General features: G+C 56.4%; 14 protein-coding genes. 9 read left to right on the top strand and 5 right to left on the bottom strand.

Annotation, left to right across the window (positions count from 1 at the left end; translation table 11 throughout):
* Positions 1 to 101 precede the first annotated feature (101 nt).
* From WA318_RS18770 to WA318_RS18760, 3 genes are all read right to left on the bottom strand, one after another.
* Positions 102 to 266: a hypothetical protein gene (locus WA318_RS18770; protein ID WP_181850417.1), complete on the bottom strand. Its 165-nt coding sequence runs from the start codon at positions 264 to 266 to the stop codon at positions 102 to 104.
* A 36-nt stretch (positions 267 to 302) separates the two neighbouring features.
* Positions 303 to 1,649, bottom strand: a complete 1,347-nt coding sequence (locus tag WA318_RS18765) for an ammonium transporter (RefSeq protein ID WP_336083606.1) — start codon at positions 1,647 to 1,649, stop codon at positions 303 to 305.
* A gap of 305 nt (positions 1,650 to 1,954) precedes the next feature.
* The gene (locus WA318_RS18760) at positions 1,955 to 2,980 is read right to left on the bottom strand and encodes a GlxA family transcriptional regulator (RefSeq protein ID WP_336083604.1); all 1,026 of its coding nucleotides are present in this window, start codon (positions 2,978 to 2,980) and stop codon (positions 1,955 to 1,957) included.
* 142 nt (positions 2,981 to 3,122) lie between these two features.
* Here WA318_RS18760 and WA318_RS18755 point away from each other — a divergent pair, with 142 nt between their 5' ends.
* The 5 genes from WA318_RS18755 (at position 3,123) to WA318_RS18735 (ending at position 9,010) form a co-directional block, all read left to right on the top strand.
* Positions 3,123 to 4,373, top strand: a complete 1,251-nt coding sequence (locus tag WA318_RS18755; protein ID WP_336083602.1) for a sarcosine oxidase subunit beta family protein — start codon at positions 3,123 to 3,125, stop codon at positions 4,371 to 4,373.
* A gap of 22 nt (positions 4,374 to 4,395) precedes the next feature.
* A complete protein-coding gene (locus WA318_RS18750) occupies positions 4,396 to 4,674 on the top strand; it encodes a sarcosine oxidase subunit delta (RefSeq protein ID WP_336083600.1) in 279 nt (92 codons plus the stop codon).
* Positions 4,671 to 7,646 carry a sarcosine oxidase subunit alpha family protein gene (locus WA318_RS18745; protein WP_336083598.1) on the top strand — a complete coding sequence of 992 codons (2,976 nt, stop codon included), beginning with the start codon at positions 4,671 to 4,673 and terminating at the stop codon, positions 7,644 to 7,646. The genes WA318_RS18750 and WA318_RS18745 overlap by 4 nt, the downstream gene beginning before the upstream one ends.
* Positions 7,639 to 8,202 carry a sarcosine oxidase subunit gamma gene (locus tag WA318_RS18740; protein WP_336083596.1) on the top strand — a complete coding sequence of 188 codons (564 nt, stop codon included), beginning with the start codon at positions 7,639 to 7,641 and terminating at the stop codon, positions 8,200 to 8,202. Before WA318_RS18745 ends, WA318_RS18740 begins: the two co-directional genes overlap by 8 nt.
* A gap of 115 nt (positions 8,203 to 8,317) precedes the next feature.
* Complete coding sequence (locus WA318_RS18735) at positions 8,318 to 9,010, top strand: dienelactone hydrolase family protein (RefSeq protein WP_336083594.1); 693 nt, start codon at positions 8,318 to 8,320, stop codon at positions 9,008 to 9,010.
* Positions 9,011 to 9,087: 77 nt separating this feature from the next.
* On the opposite strand, the gene argE is transcribed toward WA318_RS18735, so the two are convergent.
* Both argE and WA318_RS18725 read right to left on the bottom strand, forming a co-directional pair.
* The gene (argE, locus tag WA318_RS18730) at positions 9,088 to 10,266 is read right to left on the bottom strand and encodes an acetylornithine deacetylase (protein ID WP_336083591.1); all 1,179 of its coding nucleotides are present in this window, start codon (positions 10,264 to 10,266) and stop codon (positions 9,088 to 9,090) included.
* Entirely contained in the window at positions 10,263 to 11,030 is a 768-nt protein-coding gene (locus WA318_RS18725) for an NAD kinase (RefSeq protein WP_114099224.1), read from the bottom strand. The genes argE and WA318_RS18725 overlap by 4 nt, the downstream gene beginning before the upstream one ends.
* Before the next feature lie 207 nt (positions 11,031 to 11,237).
* Between WA318_RS18725 and WA318_RS18720 the strand changes: the two genes are divergently transcribed.
* The 4 genes from WA318_RS18720 (at position 11,238) to WA318_RS18705 (ending at position 14,977) form a co-directional block, all read left to right on the top strand.
* Complete coding sequence (locus WA318_RS18720; protein ID WP_336083588.1) at positions 11,238 to 11,978, top strand: TetR/AcrR family transcriptional regulator; 741 nt, start codon at positions 11,238 to 11,240, stop codon at positions 11,976 to 11,978.
* Positions 11,979 to 12,130: 152 nt separating this feature from the next.
* Entirely contained in the window at positions 12,131 to 13,054 is a 924-nt protein-coding gene (locus WA318_RS18715; RefSeq protein ID WP_336083586.1) for a sulfurtransferase, read from the top strand.
* A 106-nt stretch (positions 13,055 to 13,160) separates the two neighbouring features.
* A complete protein-coding gene (locus WA318_RS18710; RefSeq protein WP_336083584.1) occupies positions 13,161 to 14,372 on the top strand; it encodes a YeeE/YedE family protein in 1,212 nt (403 codons plus the stop codon).
* Complete coding sequence (locus WA318_RS18705; protein WP_336083582.1) at positions 14,369 to 14,977, top strand: hypothetical protein; 609 nt, start codon at positions 14,369 to 14,371, stop codon at positions 14,975 to 14,977. The genes WA318_RS18710 and WA318_RS18705 overlap by 4 nt, the downstream gene beginning before the upstream one ends.
* Positions 14,978 to 15,090 lie beyond the last annotated feature (113 nt).

Genomic DNA, 15,090 nt, shown 5'->3' with positions numbered 1-15,090 from the left:
AAAGGCCAGTTTTGACGCTGGCCTTTCGCCGTGTTCTTGAAGGGATGGATTGCCGTTTGGGTTCAGGGCAGGCTGGCAATACATCCCGTCAGTCCCAAAGATTACATGTCTTTGTAAGCTTTGTTCTCATGGCTGGCCATCGATGCGATGGTCCAGACGCATACGCCAATACCAATCAGCGTAAACAGCACAAGAAGGGCCGGTTTGTCGGCAAAGGTGAAATAGGCCTCTGCACCTTCCCAGCTGGTAATCGGAGCTGTGTTCATTTTCAGTTTCCTTGTCTTGAAAAACCGGTAACGAGATTACTCAGCCGGGGTCGGCGAAGCAGGATCGTTGGTGAATGCAGCCGGAACAGTGCTTTCCGGATATGCGCTGACCGGGACTTCTGCCTTGTCGAGACCTGCAAGTTCAGCTTTGTCGGTAACGCGAAGCAGGCCGACAACCTTGAGGATCAGGGACAGGACATAGCCCGGTGCGAAACCGAGGATCATGAAGACGACAGCACTTGAAAGCTGGCCGACAAAGGAGATCTCCGGACCGGCAACGTTCGGATAACCCGATGCGAACACGCCTGCCATGATCAGACCCCATACACCGCCAAAGCCATGAACAGCGACTGCGCCAACGGCATCATCGATCTTGAATTTGCCGACCAGGATGTCGTTGAGTTTCGGCATGATGCAACCGCCGCCGAAGCTGATCAGGAAGGCAAGACCCGGATAGTAAAGATCAAGTGCCGGAGCCGACGAGATAACGCCGATCAGGGCACCAGACATCATCCAGAACGGATCGCGGGTTACCAGATACGCACCGATCATACCGCCAGCAACGCCCATCAGGGTGTTGAATGCGAATGCCGACAGGGTTGCCGGGGTGTTGTAAATGGTCATCCACGTGTCGCCGGTATAGATGATGCAGCCGCCAAGGAAGCCGAAGAAGCCCATAACGATCAGCATCAGGCCGATCAGCGACATCGGCATGTTGTGGCCGTCGATATTGTTGACCGAGCCATCAGCATTGAAGCGACCGATACGCGGGCCAAGGTTGATCAGAACACCAAGGGTGAAGAAACCGGCAATGGTGTGAACGGCACCAGCTGCGCCGACATCGTGAAGGCCCCACTCGGTGGTGAGCCAGCCATCCGGATGCCAGCCCCAGGATGCACCAAATACCCAGACAACGGAGCCAAGGAAAAGGGCAAGGATGGTAAAGCCGGAAATACGGATACGTTCGATCACCGAACCCGACATGATCGAGGCGGTGGTTGCTGCGAACAGGGTGAAGGCCGCATAGAAGATGCCCGATGCGTTATCGGTCAGGTTCGGGCCCATATTCGCGCTCCAGGGCAGACCTGCCTCTGATCCGTCAGAGATGGTAAAGCCGGTTGGGAACGCAAGATAAATCCACCAGCCGATATAATAGAAGGCCGGAATAAGGAATGCGAATGCGATCAGGTTTTTCATGCCCGATGCCAGCGCGTTCTTTGCGCGCGACGCACCCATTTCATAAGCAAGGAAGCCTGCATGGATGGCCAGCATCAGTGCTGTACACCACCAATAGAAAACTTCGGAATTGATGGTCGTTGCCATGCTGAGTGATGCCTCAAGGCTATCAAGCCTTGCCATCAACTCCGGTACGGATTGTTCCATTTTAGTCTCTCCATCACAAAATGCCCCCCGATGGACATTCCTTTTATTAAAAATCAATTCCCCATAGTGAACAAGTTCAAATGTGTTTTTTATTGTGCGATGCAAAAAATACAATAAAATCAATAAATTAATAGTATTATACGTCTAGATATAAGCGTGTTGATGAAAAAATAGTCGATAAGAATCGATGCATATCAAATATGCAGACTCGTTGAATCGTGCCGATTCTGTCGAAATCTCTGTTTGTGGAATGCACCCCTTGGTTGGATGCTTTGTCCTGTCGGGGGAGGTGGAGGAAGCTTTGCCTAGTCGCCGCGTGCGACGCTTGGTGTGATACCGTAGGTTGCCTTGTAGCTGCGCGAGAAGTGGCTGCTATTGGAAAATCCGGTGGCAAAGGCAATCTCGGAAATGGTCAGTGCGCTTTGGGTCAGGAGCCGATTGGCATGGTCAAGACGTACCTGCCGATAGGTTTCAAGGAACGATTTTCCCAGATGCTGGTCAAACAGGCGGTCAAGCTGGCGGGTGGAAAGCCGGGCAAAGCGTGCCATTTCTTCGCGGGATTTCGGATCTTCGATGGTGGTTTCCATTTTTTCGAGAACCCGAAGCAACCCGGCATGATGAACGTTGTAGCGTTCGGCAAGAGATGCGCGCTGTGACCCGCTGGAAACACCGACCTGGGTATGCAGATACCAGTCCGACACGCGGGTGGCGAAATCCGATCCCAGATGTTCAGCAATCATCGCATGCATCATATCAAGCGGTGCCACCCCGCCGCCACACGTGATCCGGTCACCATCAATGACAAAGCGTGCGCGCATCGGTTCAAGGTCGGGGAATGCTTCGATCAAAGCCGGGGCATGTTCCCAGTGGATGGTGAATTGCCGTTGTCCCAGCAGTCCGGCCGCGGCGAGGATATAGGCCCCGCTTGAAATGCCGCCCATCCGAACGCCCCATCGTGCAAGCCTGCGCAATCCCGGCAACATGCCCGGTGCCTGCCACTGGGACGGATGGCCGCCCGCACAGACAAACAGACTGTGCAGGCTTGTCGGGGCCTGTGACAGCGGGGTGGTTGGCACCATCGTCCCCGATGATGAAAACACATTCCCGCCTGTGGCTGAATAGTTCAGGACCTTGTAAACCGGTCGCCCGGCCAGAAGATTTGCCGCGCGCAAGGGTTCAATCGCCGAGGCATAGGACATCAGGGCATAATCAGGCAGCAGGAAAAAGCCGATATGTTGCGGGGCCGGAAAGGCAGAGGGGCCGGAATGGATCAGGGCAGCAGACGGGCTGGTCGATGTCTGGCGGGTTCCGGGTTTGTGTGCGGACGTCATCTTGCGCCTCTGATCCTGCATTTCGGGGCATCTGAATGAATGTCCCAAATTTGTTATTAGATGTCCTTTTTAGACAAGCCGCAAATTACGCCTATGTCAAGATCAGCTGGTACCCGAAGCGGGCAACAGCGAAAGATCAAAGATGCGTTATTCAGCCCTGTCATTGCTTGGCAATGCTTTTTCCAAGAACAAGAACTGGAAGCCCGCATGGCGTAATCCTGATCCCAAACCCCATTATGATGTGATCATCATCGGGGGTGGCGGACATGGATTGGCAACGGCCTATTACCTGTCAAAGGTGTTTGGCGTGCGTAATGTGGCGGTCCTTGAAAAAGGGTATCTCGGATCAGGCAATATCGGGCGCAATACCACAATCATCCGGTCGAACTACCTGCTTGAAGGCAACAACCCGTTTTACGAATTCTCGATGAAGCTGTGGGAAGGGCTGGAACAGGATTTCAACTTCAATGCCATGGTGTCCCAGCGCGGGGTGATCAATCTGTATCATTCCGATGCTCAGCGAGATGCCTATACCCGGCGCGGCAATGCCATGCGCCTGCACGGGGTCGATGCCGAGCTTCTTAACCGTGACCAGCTGCGTGAAAAGCTGCCATTTCTGGATTATGAAAATGCGCGCTTTCCGATCATGGGCGGGCTGATGCAGGCCCGTGGTGGCACGGTGCGCCATGATGCGGTGGCATGGGGTTTTGCGCGCGGCGCCGATCAGAACGGTGTCGATATCATCCAGAATTGCGAAGTTACCGCGATTGACCGCGATGGCGATCAGATCACCGGTGTTCAGACCACGCGCGGGGCGATCAAATGCAACAAGCTCGCCATGGCGGTGGCAGGCAGTTCAAGTCATGTGGCGCGGATGGTCGATATGCGCCTTCCCATTGAAAGTCACGCGCTTCAGGCCTTTGTGTCCGAGGGGCTGAAGCCGTTTATCGATACTGTCGTCACATTCGGGGCCGGGCATTTTTATGTGTCGCAGTCTGATAAGGGTGGGCTGGTATTTGGCGGCGATATCGAAGGCTATAATTCCTATGCCCAGCGCGGGAACCTTGCCTGTGTCGAACATGTGGCCGAGGCCGGAATGGCGATGATCCCGGCCCTGTCGCGGGTGCGCATCCTGCGCAGCTGGGGCGGGATCATGGATATGAGCATGGATGGATCCCCGATCATGGATCGTACCCATCTTTCCAATCTCTATTTCAATGGTGGCTGGTGCTATGGCGGGTTCAAGGCAACCCCGGCATCGGGATATTGCTATGCCCATTTGCTGGCAACGGACACGCCGCATGAAACCGCAACCGCATTCCGCATGGACCGGTTTGCGCGCGGATATCTGCTTGATGAAAAGGGCGTCGGTGCCCAGGCCAACCTGCACTGATTGTCGCAAAAGGAATTTGGAAATGAGCAGTCTTGTCAAATGTCCCCATTGCGGCCTTCGCCCCCGTGAGGAATTTACCATCCGTGGTGAAGTCGCAACCCCGCGACCGCAAGCCGGTGCCGATGAAAGCACCTGGTTTGATCATGTCTATCTGCGCGACAATCCGCGCGGCCAGCATCGGGAATACTGGCACCATTCCGGCGGATGCCGTCGCTGGCTGGTTCTGGATCGAAACACCGTGACCCATGAAACCGGCGACGTGGTTGATGCCAGTACCCTGAAGGCGGAGGGGCAGGCATGACCAGTTTCCGGATTGATGGCGGCACCCTGATTGACCGTGATGATGTGCGCAGCTTTACATTTAATGGTGAAAAGCTTGCTGGCTTTGGCGGCGATACGGTTGCGTCCGCGCTGCTTGCCAATGGCAAACAGCTGGTCGGGCGCAGTTTCAAATATCATCGTCCGCGTGGCATTCTGACGGCCGGGGCGGCAGAACCCAACGCGCTTTTGACCATCGGGCGTGACGGACGACGTGATCCCAATACGCGTGCGACCATGGCCGAACTGTTTGACGGGCTGGAAGCCAGATCACAGAATTGCTGGCCGAATGTGAATTTTGATATCGGCGCGATGAATGGTCTTTTGGGGCCGCTTTTGGGGGCGGGGTTCTATTACAAGACATTCATGTGGCCTGCGGCATTTTGGGAAAAAGTGTATGAGCCGCTTATTCGCAAGGCCGCCGGTCTTGGTCGGGCAAGCTATGATCCCGATCCCGGTTATTACGAGAAATGCTGGGCCCATTGCGATGTGCTGGTCATCGGTGCCGGGGCTGCCGGACTTGCCGCCGCCCTTACGGCCGGTCGGGCCGGGGCACGTGTGATCATTGCCGATGAGGGTGCTCAGCTTGGCGGCGGGATGCTGGCCGAGGGCGGTTTGATCGGGGATAAAGCAGCCGATGCGGTTCTGGCCGATATTGTCGGCGAGCTTCATGCCCTGCCCAATGTCGAGATCAGGAAACGCACCACCGTTTTCGGTGCCTATGATGATCAGGTCTTTGCCGCGGTCGAACGCGTGCAAAAGCATCTGTCTGAGGCGGCGATCAACCCGGATCGGGCGATGGAACGGCTTTGGCGTATTGTTGCCAGGCAGGTCATTCTGGCGACCGGGGCAGAAGAACGCCCGATTGTGTTTGGCGGTAATGATCGCCCCGGCGTGATGACGGCAGGTGCGATGCGCACATACCTGAATGCCTTTGGTGTTGCGCCGGGCAAACGGGTGGCGCTTTTTGCCAATAACAATCAGGCCTATCAGACCGCAATTGATCTTGAAGCGCGCGGGATCGAGGTTGCCGCGATCATTGATCCGCGCAGTTGCCCGGATATTGATTTTAATGGCAAGGCGCGGCTGATTGCCGGGGCCATGGTTCGTGATACTGCCGGGCGCCGTGCGATCAAGGCCATTACGGTCCGTCATGACGATGGTCGCGACGAGGTGATTGCGGTGGATGCGCTCGCAGTTTCGGGGGGCTATAGCCCGATTGTTCATCTGGCCTGTCATCGCGGGGCAAAGCCGGTCTGGTCGGATGAGTATGCCGGTTTCATGCCACCGGAACAGTGCGACGGCATGGTGCCCGCCGGTGCGGTGGCGGGGTGTGAAGGTGTTGTCGCCTGTTTCGATGCCGGGGCAAAGGCCGTGCTGCCGGTTCTGGACGGGCTTGGGTTTGGTGCGGAACCAGCCCGTCTTGCCGGGGTGAAAGACGTTACGACCAGCGTGCCCAATACGATGGCGATCTGGTCCGTACCATCAAGCAAGGGCAAGGCATTTGTCGATTACCAGAACGATGTGACGGCGGGTGATATCAATCTTGCGATGCGCGAGGGATATGATCATGTCGAGCTTGCCAAGCGTTACACGACAAACGGTATGGCGACCGATCAGGGCAAGACATCGAATGTGAATGCGATTGGCATCCTTGCGCAAAACAAGGGGGTTACGCCCGGCGACATCGGCACCACCACATTCCGGCCGTTCTATACGCCGGTGTCTTTTGGTGCGCTTGTTGGTGCGTCCAAGGGGTTTGAATTCCAGCCGGTGCGCAAATCGCCGCTGCATGGCTGGGCTGAGCGCAACGGGGCAAAATTTGTTGAAACCGGGCTTTGGTACAGATCGAGCTGGTTCCCGAAAGACGGCGAGACATTCTGGCGCGACAGTGTGGATCGTGAAGTCCTTAATGTGCGCGAAAATGTCGGTATTTGTGATGTTTCGACCCTTGGCAAGATCGAGATTTTTGGCGCAGATGCGGCAGAATTCCTGAACCGGGTTTATTGCAATGCGTTCCTGAAATTGCCGGTCGGCAAGGCGCGCTATGGCATCATGCTGCGCGAGGATGGCTTTGTGTATGATGATGGCACGACGAGTTGTTTGGCCGAAAATCATTACTTCATGACCACGACAACCGCCCTTGCCGCCGGTGTTCTGACCCATCTTGAGTTTTGTGCGCAGGTGTTGTGGCCCGACCTTGATGTGCGTTTGGCTTCTGCCACCGATCAGTGGGCGCAGATGGCGGTTGCCGGACCAAAGGCGCGTGATGTTCTGGCGCAAATCATTGATGACGACATTTCCAACGAGGCATTCCCGTTCCTTGCGGCGCGTGAAGTGTCGATGTTTGGTGGGCGGCTTAGGGGCCGGTTGTTCCGTATTTCGTTCTCGGGCGAGCTTGCCTATGAAATCGCGGTTCCGGCCGGATATGGCGAAAGCGTTGCCGATGCCATCATGGTGGCGGGCGAGGCATTCGGTATCGCGCCTTATGGTACCGAGGCACTTGGCGTGATGCGGATTGAAAAGGGCCATGTCACCCATGCCGAAATCAACGGCACGGTCACGCCAGCCGATCTGGGCATGGGGCGGATGGTTTCAGCCAAGAAGGATGATTTCATCGGCCGGGTGATGAACCTGCGCGAAGGTCTTGTTGATCCGATGCGCCCTGCACTGGTCGGGGTCAAGCCGAAATCCCCAAGCGATCAATTCGCGACCGGATCGCATATCCTGAAAATCGGGGATGCGGTCAGCCTTGCCAATGATCAGGGCTATGTGACGTCGATGTGTTATTCGCCAAGCCTTGGTCATGCCATTGGTCTTGCCTTGGTAAAGGGCGGGCCTGAACGATATGGCGAGGAAGTCGTGATCTGGAACGGGCTTGCCGGGGCCAGCATCACCGGTGTCATTTGCAATCCGGCCTTTGTCGATCCAGAGAATGAGAAGCTCCATGCGTGATTTTTTGCTTAATAATGTCTCGCCGTTCCCGGCCAAGGCCGATGCCAACGGCCATGCAGCGGTGCATATCGCACCGATTGCCAGGGGATTTGTCTTTCATGTTTTGGGTAAGGGCAATGCCAATGCAGATGCGGCGCATCTGACCAAGCTGATTTCAGATATTGCACCGGAACTTGGCGCGACACTTCGGTCGCCATCGCCGGGGCAATGGTTCTGGGTCGGGGATTGTGATGTATCCCAGGACCGCTTTGCCGAAATCAGCGGCCAGATACCCGGTGAATATGCGATTTCGGATCAGACCCACGGGCGCGTACGGATCATGATTTCCGGCCCGCAGGTGCGCGATGTTCTGGCAAAGGGGGCGATGATTGATCTTGCCGAGGGTGTCTTTGCGGTCGGCGCATCGGCGATGACCCAGATCGGGCATATCGGGGCGATGATCACGCGGACCGATGGTGATTGCTTTGAAATCATGGTGCTGCGAAGCTTTGCGGTCAGCCTGTGGCATGAGCTTCATCAGATGGCCGCCGAGTTCAACGGACCGCATGCAGGCTAGGGAGAGTGGTCTTGTCGTGATGGGTGGTTACGTTTTTTGACCATGAACCCTTGTGATGTCGTATTCAGGGCATAACTGATTGCACATAAAGATCAAAACAAGGAGGACGATTGCGATGACAAAGCTGAATGTGACCACACCGGACGGTTCGTTTGAGGCCTATGTGGCCATGCCTGCCACGCTTCCGGCACCGGTTGTTGTGGTTATTCAGGAAATCTTTGGTGTGAATGCGGTGATGCGCGGCATTGCTGATGATTATGCCAAGCAGGGCTATATTGCGGTTTGTCCGGATCTGTTCTGGCGGATCGAGCCGGGCATCGATATTACCGACAAGTCCGAGGCCGAATGGAAGCAGGCCTTTGGCTATTATCAGGCGTTCAATGTCGATAAGGGTGTTGAAGATATTGCGGCAACCATGAAGGCCGCACGCGGTATTGAGGGGGCCAATGGCAAGGTCGGGGTTGTTGGCTTCTGCCTTGGCGGTTTGCTGACCTTCCTGTCGGCAACGCGGACCGATGGTGATGCCTTTGCGGCCTATTACGGGGGCGGCATGAATAATTACATGGCTGAAGCCGATAACATCAAAAAGCCGCTGATCGTGCATCTGGCGGGCAATGATGAATATATCCCGGCCGAGGCACAGGAGGTCATCAAGGAAGCGCTTGGTGATCATCCATTGACCGAGCTTCATATCTATCCGGGGCGTGATCATGCCTTTGCCCGCAAGGGCGGGGCGCATTATGACGTGGCCGATGCCGAAACCGCCAATGGCCGCACGGCGGAATTCTTTGAGGCCAATCTGGTCTGATCGCAAGACCAACGGGCCGAAACGACAAAGGGCTGCGATATTCGCAGCCCTTTTTATATGCGCAAGGTCTGTGCCAGTTACTTGACCAGCACGGCAAGCAATTTATCGAGAAACACTTCGCAGCGCCCCAGCTGATCAAGTTCGATGAACTCGTCGGGCTTGTGGGCCTGTTCGATATTGCCCGGACCACAGACCACGGTCGGAATATCGCCCATCGCGGAAAAGACCCCGGCTTCGGTGCCAAAGCTGACCTTGCCGGTGGTGTTGGCACCGGTAAGCGCCATGACCAGTTTGGTGACTTCCTCGTCATCGCCGGTGGCAAGGCCTGGCATATCGGAAACCACTTCGATCTCGACCCCGACATCGTCATAGGTCTCGCGCATTTCCGGGATCAGGACCGTGTCGAGATAGTCAAAAATCTGCGCCTTCAGCGCATCGCGGTCATCATTGGGCAGATTGCGGAACTCGAAATCGACAAAGCAATTCTGCGGAATGATATTAAGCTGCGTGCCGCCCTTGATCACGCCGGTATGGAAGGTGGTGTGATTGGGGACAAACTCGTCATCAAATGGCCCTTCGTCGCGGCATTTGCGACCGAGCTTGCGCAGGAAGACCACAAATTCCGAGGCGAATTCAACAGCGTTAACACCTTCGCCCGGAAGCGATGAATGCCCGGATCGACCGGTGAAATGCGCGCGGGCGGAATATTTGCCCTTGTGCTGGGTGATGACCTTCATCTCGGTCGGTTCACCGACAATGCACATGGCGGGCTTGCGGGGCAGATTGTTGATTGCCTCAACCAGACTTGGCACACCCAGACAGCCGACTTCCTCGTCATAGGTGAAGGCCAGATGGACTGGGACGCGCAGATCGGCATTTTTGAAGGTCTCGGCCTTGGCCAGAAGGCAGGCGAGGAAGCCCTTCATATCACAGGATCCGCGGCCATAGAGCTTGCCATCGCGAATGTCGATCTCATAGGGATCAGACGCCCAGTTCTGTCCCTCGGTCGGGACCACGTCGCTGTGCCCGGACAGGATCACGCCGCCACTCACTGCTGGCCCGATGGTGGCATAGAGATTGGCCTTGCTGTTGCTTTCGTCACGCACAACAAGGGTTTCATAGCCAAGCCCGTCGAGAAAGGCTTTGACCTCTTCGATCAGGGCCATGTTCGGGGTCATGCTGACAGACGGGTGGGCAATCAGTTTGCGGCACCAGTCGATGGTGTCTTGTGACGGTGCAAGTGCGGCGGTGGTCATTCGACGAATTGTTCCTTAAGGATACGCTCTTCAAGATTATGTTCGGGATCAAACAGAAGCTTGATCTTCATGTTGCGATCTTCGCGGATCTTGACATGGGACACATCGCGAACCTCGGTATAGTCGGCGACGGCGGATACCGGGCGCTTTTCCGGGTTTTCGATGGTAAACACAACTTCGGCCCCGTGCGGCAGCAACGCACCGCGCCAGCGACGCGGGCGAAACGGGCTGATCGGGGTTAAGGCCAGCAATCCACTTCCCATCGGCAGGATCGGGCCATGGGCCGACAGGTTATAGGCCGTGCTGCCCGCAGGTGTGCAAACAAGCGCGCCATCGCAAACCAGTTCGGCCAGACGTTCCACCCCGTCGACCTTGATGCGAAGCTTGGCAGCCTGACGGGTTTCGCGCAGAAGCGAAACCTCGTTAATGGCAAGCGCACACAGGCTTTCGCCAGAAACGGTGTGGGCTTCCATCTGAAGGGGGTGAAGTTCGACAGTCTGGGCCTCGGCAATGCGATCGGTCAGGTCCATCTCGCGGAATTCATTCATCAGGAACCCGACCGTGCCGCGGTTCATGCCATAGATCGGCACCTTGCGGCCCATATAGCGGTGCAGGGTTTCAAGCATGAAACCATCGCCACCAAGGGCGACAATCACATCGGCCTTGTCGGGCGCAATGTGGCCATATCGATGTTTCAGCCGGTACATCGCATCCTGTGCGATTTTGGTTTCGGCCGCGACGAAGGCGATGGAATCAAGCTGCATCTGCTATCCGACGTGTCATTGGGGCGCGCCCGCGTTCGGGCATTTCCAACAATAGAGTATGCTTTGCATTGAATTGCAAGGGGCTGCGTCATCGATATGATCACACAAAGCATTCAATATACTGGCAATATACAGGCAGTCAGGTTGACCTTGGCCGGAAAAGAGAGGAACCTGAAACATAACAGCATTTCACATCAGATCGGCGCAATGTCCAAAGAACCTTTCAGTATCTCTGCTGCCCTTTCGCGGATCACCCGCCCGGATGATCATTATGATGAGGGCACGCTTGAAGTCGATGAAAGCATGGAGCTTGAAGAGCTGGCAAACGGCGCGCTTGTGCCCAAGCGGGTCCGCGATCCCGATCTGACGCGACAGAAGCTTCTGGATGCCGCCTTTGGCGAGGTCCGCCGGGCCGGATTTGGCGGCGCATCGATTGCCAATATCCTTGATGTCAGTGGCTGTACCAAGGGCGCGCTTTATCACCATTTCGCGGGAAAGGCCAAGCTGGTCAATGCCGTGATCGAGGAATGCCTGCCCGGTTATGTCGACGCGGTCTGGCTTGTTGAACTTGAAGATGTCGAGGATATCCTGCCCGTCATGATGGCGCAGGTTGACCGGCTGGGCCGCGAAGATGCCCCCGAACTGCTTGAAGGTGGCTGTCCGCTGGCGCGGCTGGCATCAGGGGCGGGGGAGCTTGATGAAGGGCTGCGCAAACGCATTGACGGGGTTTACCGGTACTGGCGGCGTGGCCTGGCATCCCATCTTGGCAAGGCGCAATTTAACAAGACAGTCCGCACCGATGTCGAACCCTCGGCGGTGGCGGAATTCATGATCGCATCCCTGCACGGGTTCCTGACGCGCCCGCCTGCCTTGCGCAATCGCGAAACCCAGGATGCCTTTGCCCGCGAATTTGCCCGTTATCTGAATAATTTGCGGCCGGTTGCCTAGGGCGCGCAGTGGTCGTTCACATTGGCAAATATTTCGAGATATCCTTATTAAACAAATTAATTGTGTTGTAAAAGAATTATTGACATTTTTCTGGGGGTGATTACATCTGTTTCACAGTTATTCGAATATAGTGAATTATGGAGACAGGCCCCATGCGCTCTCTTATCGTTTCTGCTGTTGCGGTTGTGGCATTTGCCTTTACTGGCAGCGCAGCCCAGGCTGAACGCCTTACGGAAAAGCCCCTGGTTGATGCCAACTGGGTTGAGGCAAATCTTGATAACCCGTCTCTGGTTGTCGTCGATATCCGTTCGCTGACCAAAGAAGGCAGCCCTTATGATGCCGGTCATATTCCGGGGTCGGTCTATGCGCCTTATGGCAAGTTCGGCTGGCGTGCAAAGGTCGACAATGTTGTCGGCATGCTGCCGCCGCTTGATGTGATCTCAAACCGTATCGGATCGCTTGGCATCGACAATGACAAACAGGTTGTTGTGGTCCCGGCCGGTGAGAACAGCTCGGATTTCGGTGCGGCGACCCGTGTCTACTGGACATTCAAGGTTCTGGGGCATGACGCCGTGACCATTCTTGATGGTGGCCAGCGTGCATGGCTTGCCGCAGGCAAGGCTGTTTCGACCGATGCGATTGCACCGGCAACTGTGGCCTTTAATGCCAATTTCCGCCCGGAACTTCTGGCGACCGCCGATGATGTGGCCAAGGCGCGCGATAATGGTGTTGCCCTGATCGATGCCCGCCCGGTATCGCAGTATAAAGGTGAAACCAAAAGCGGTGTGGTTGCCCGTGCCGGTGCGGTTCCCGGTGCCAAGAATATCGCGCAGTCGGAATTCTATAGCGATCAGGACGGTGCCTTTGTCGCGTCTGAAGTGATTGAAGAGCTGGTTGCTGATGCCGGTGTCGCCAAGGATGCCAAGGAAATCACCTATTGCAATACCGGTCACTGGGCATCGGTCGCGTGGTTTGGCCTGTCCGAAGTGATGGGCAACAAAAACACTGCGATGTATGATGGTTCCATGACCGAATGGGCCGCTGATCCGAGCCGCGAGATGGTCATTCCGCAGTAAGCCCGGACGTCTATCGGCCTTTCAGGCAATATCATTCGAACGGAACCGGGGTGATCCCGGTTCCGTTCGTGTTTGAAGATTTCATTTAACGTTACTGAGCGTCACCATGTCAGAAACGACACTTAAAGTTCGCCCGGATGCTTCGGGTTTTGACTTTGACAAGGGACCGGCCGCGATTACGGCGGTCTTGTTTGTCATTGTCGGCATCGCAATTGCGCAGGCCGTGGATCTGCATCAGGCCGTTCTTTATGGCCTTGGCGGATTGCTGGGCATTTCCCTTTATCATGCATCATTCGGTTTCACCGGTGGCTGGCGGCGTTTCTCGGTCGAGAAGCGTGGACGCGCCATGCGCGCGCAGCTTTTGATGATCGCGGTCGCGGCGGCGGCCTTTATTCCGATGCTCGCCCTTGGCAGTCCGCTGGGCAATCCGATTGTCGGGGCGGTGGCGCCGGTCGGGACATCGGTTCTGGTGGGGGCCTTTTTGTTTGGCCTTGGCATGCAGCTTGGCGGCGGATGTGGTTCGGGCACGCTGTTTACAGTGGGCGGCGGCAGTGCGCGCATGTTGCTGACCCTTGTGTTCTTCATCATCGGGGCGGTGATCGGTACGGCGCATTTGCCGATGTGGCTTGAATTGCCAGCCCTTCCGCCGATGAGCTTGGGACGTGAATTTGGTGTTGGCGGCGGACTTGCCGTGACCTTTGGTGGTCTGGCATTGGTTGCGCTGATTACGGTGATTGTTGAAAAGCGTGCGCATGGATCACTTGAAGCAACGCCCAAGGCGCCGCGTGCCGGTTTGGCGCGCCTGTTTCATGGCCCCTGGCCGCTGGTCTGGACCGGTTTGCTGTTGGCAGGTCTTAACATCGCGACACTTCTGATCGCCGGTCATCCATGGTCGATTACGTTCGGTTTTGGTCTTTGGGGCGCGAAAATCGCCCAGGGCATCGGCATTCCGGTCGAGACCTGGGAATTCTGGAACTGGGCCGGTCCGGCCAAGGCGCTTGGCAATTCGGTTCTTCAAGACAATACGTCGGTGATGAATTTCGGCATTGTGATTGGTGCGGCCTTTGCTGCCGCGCTTGCGGGTAAATTCGCGCCCAAGGTTTCCGTGCCGATGGCATCGCTTGTGGCGGCGGCAATCGGCGGGATTTTGATGGGCTATGGCGCACGTCTGGCGTTTGGCTGCAATATCGGTGCGTTCTTTAGCGGCATCGCATCGGGCAGCGTGCATGGCTGGCTGTGGTTTGTGCTGGCCTTTGCGGGCAGCTGGATCGGTATCGCCCTGCGTCCGGCCTTTGGAATGGATGGGTTCCGGAAATGAGCGAGAAAAACACATTTCTGTTTGGTGCGGTATTCCTGGCTGCGACCGGTGGTGTCGCGCTTGATCACTACAGCCATACCGCCAATATCCCGGCAATCTCCAACCCGGCAATCTCTAGCCCCGCACCGGCAAGGCTTCCGGTAGCGGGCGCAAATCCGTGTGCCGCCAATCCTTGTTCTGCGAACCCGTGTGGAGCAAACCCGTGTGCCGCCAATCCATGCGGCGCGGGTTACAACCCCTGTGCTGCAAACCCGTGTGCGGCCTATAACCCGTGCGGGGCGGTAAATCCCTGTGCGGCGCGCCTCAATCCGCGCAATCTCGGGAATCCTTGCGCGGCCTCCAATCCCTGCGCTGCGTACAACCCGTGCAGTCCATGTAGTCCGTGCAGTGCTGGCAATCCATGCGGGGCAGGGGCAATCAACCCGTGCTCGGCAAATCCCTGTGCCGCCTATAATCCTTGTGGCGCTGCCAATCCGTGTGCGGCTTATAACCCGTGCGCCGCATCGCCTTGTGCGCCAGCACCGGTTGCCAATCCGTGTGCCGCTTCAAACCCTTGTGCGGCCTATAATCCGTGCGGGGCAGCGAACCCCTGTTCGGCATATTAATCAGCATGTGCTGGCTTTTTTATGGTTGAGTTTTACAGGCCCGGCGCGCAAATCTGCCGGGCCTGTTTGCGTAAAACGCGGGGCTGTAACAAATATGGCGTTTGACAAGCTGG

Origin of the sequence: Thalassospira sp. CH_XMU1448-2 (genome assembly GCF_037027285.1) — a bacterium.
In the GTDB taxonomy this organism is placed as follows: Bacteria; Pseudomonadota; Alphaproteobacteria; order Rhodospirillales; family Thalassospiraceae; genus Thalassospira; species Thalassospira profundimaris_C.
Note: the sequence above shows the minus strand (reverse complement) of the source record. Positions and strands in the feature narration are given on the sequence as shown.

What these genes read in the sequence shown, in the direction of transcription:
- WA318_RS18770 (WP_181850417.1), bottom strand. Translation starts at nt 266, where the DNA reads ATGAACACAGCTCCGATTACCAGCTGGGAAGGTGCAGAGGCCTATTTC.
- WA318_RS18765 (WP_336083606.1), bottom strand. Translation starts at nt 1,649, where the DNA reads ATGGAACAATCCGTACCGGAGTTGATGGCAAGGCTTGATAGCCTTGAG.
- WA318_RS18760 (WP_336083604.1), bottom strand. Translation starts at nt 2,980, where the DNA reads ATGACGTCCGCACACAAACCCGGAACCCGCCAGACATCGACCAGCCCG.
- WA318_RS18755 (WP_336083602.1), top strand. Translation starts at nt 3,123, where the DNA reads ATGCGTTATTCAGCCCTGTCATTGCTTGGCAATGCTTTTTCCAAGAAC.
- WA318_RS18750 (WP_336083600.1), top strand. Translation starts at nt 4,396, where the DNA reads ATGAGCAGTCTTGTCAAATGTCCCCATTGCGGCCTTCGCCCCCGTGAG.
- WA318_RS18745 (WP_336083598.1), top strand. Translation starts at nt 4,671, where the DNA reads ATGACCAGTTTCCGGATTGATGGCGGCACCCTGATTGACCGTGATGAT.
- WA318_RS18740 (WP_336083596.1), top strand. Translation starts at nt 7,639, where the DNA reads ATGCGTGATTTTTTGCTTAATAATGTCTCGCCGTTCCCGGCCAAGGCC.
- WA318_RS18735 (WP_336083594.1), top strand. Translation starts at nt 8,318, where the DNA reads ATGACAAAGCTGAATGTGACCACACCGGACGGTTCGTTTGAGGCCTAT.
- argE (WP_336083591.1), bottom strand. Translation starts at nt 10,266, where the DNA reads ATGACCACCGCCGCACTTGCACCGTCACAAGACACCATCGACTGGTGC.
- WA318_RS18725 (WP_114099224.1), bottom strand. Translation starts at nt 11,030, where the DNA reads ATGCAGCTTGATTCCATCGCCTTCGTCGCGGCCGAAACCAAAATCGCA.
- WA318_RS18720 (WP_336083588.1), top strand. Translation starts at nt 11,238, where the DNA reads ATGTCCAAAGAACCTTTCAGTATCTCTGCTGCCCTTTCGCGGATCACC.
- WA318_RS18715 (WP_336083586.1), top strand. Translation starts at nt 12,131, where the DNA reads ATGCGCTCTCTTATCGTTTCTGCTGTTGCGGTTGTGGCATTTGCCTTT.
- WA318_RS18710 (WP_336083584.1), top strand. Translation starts at nt 13,161, where the DNA reads ATGTCAGAAACGACACTTAAAGTTCGCCCGGATGCTTCGGGTTTTGAC.
- WA318_RS18705 (WP_336083582.1), top strand. Translation starts at nt 14,369, where the DNA reads ATGAGCGAGAAAAACACATTTCTGTTTGGTGCGGTATTCCTGGCTGCG.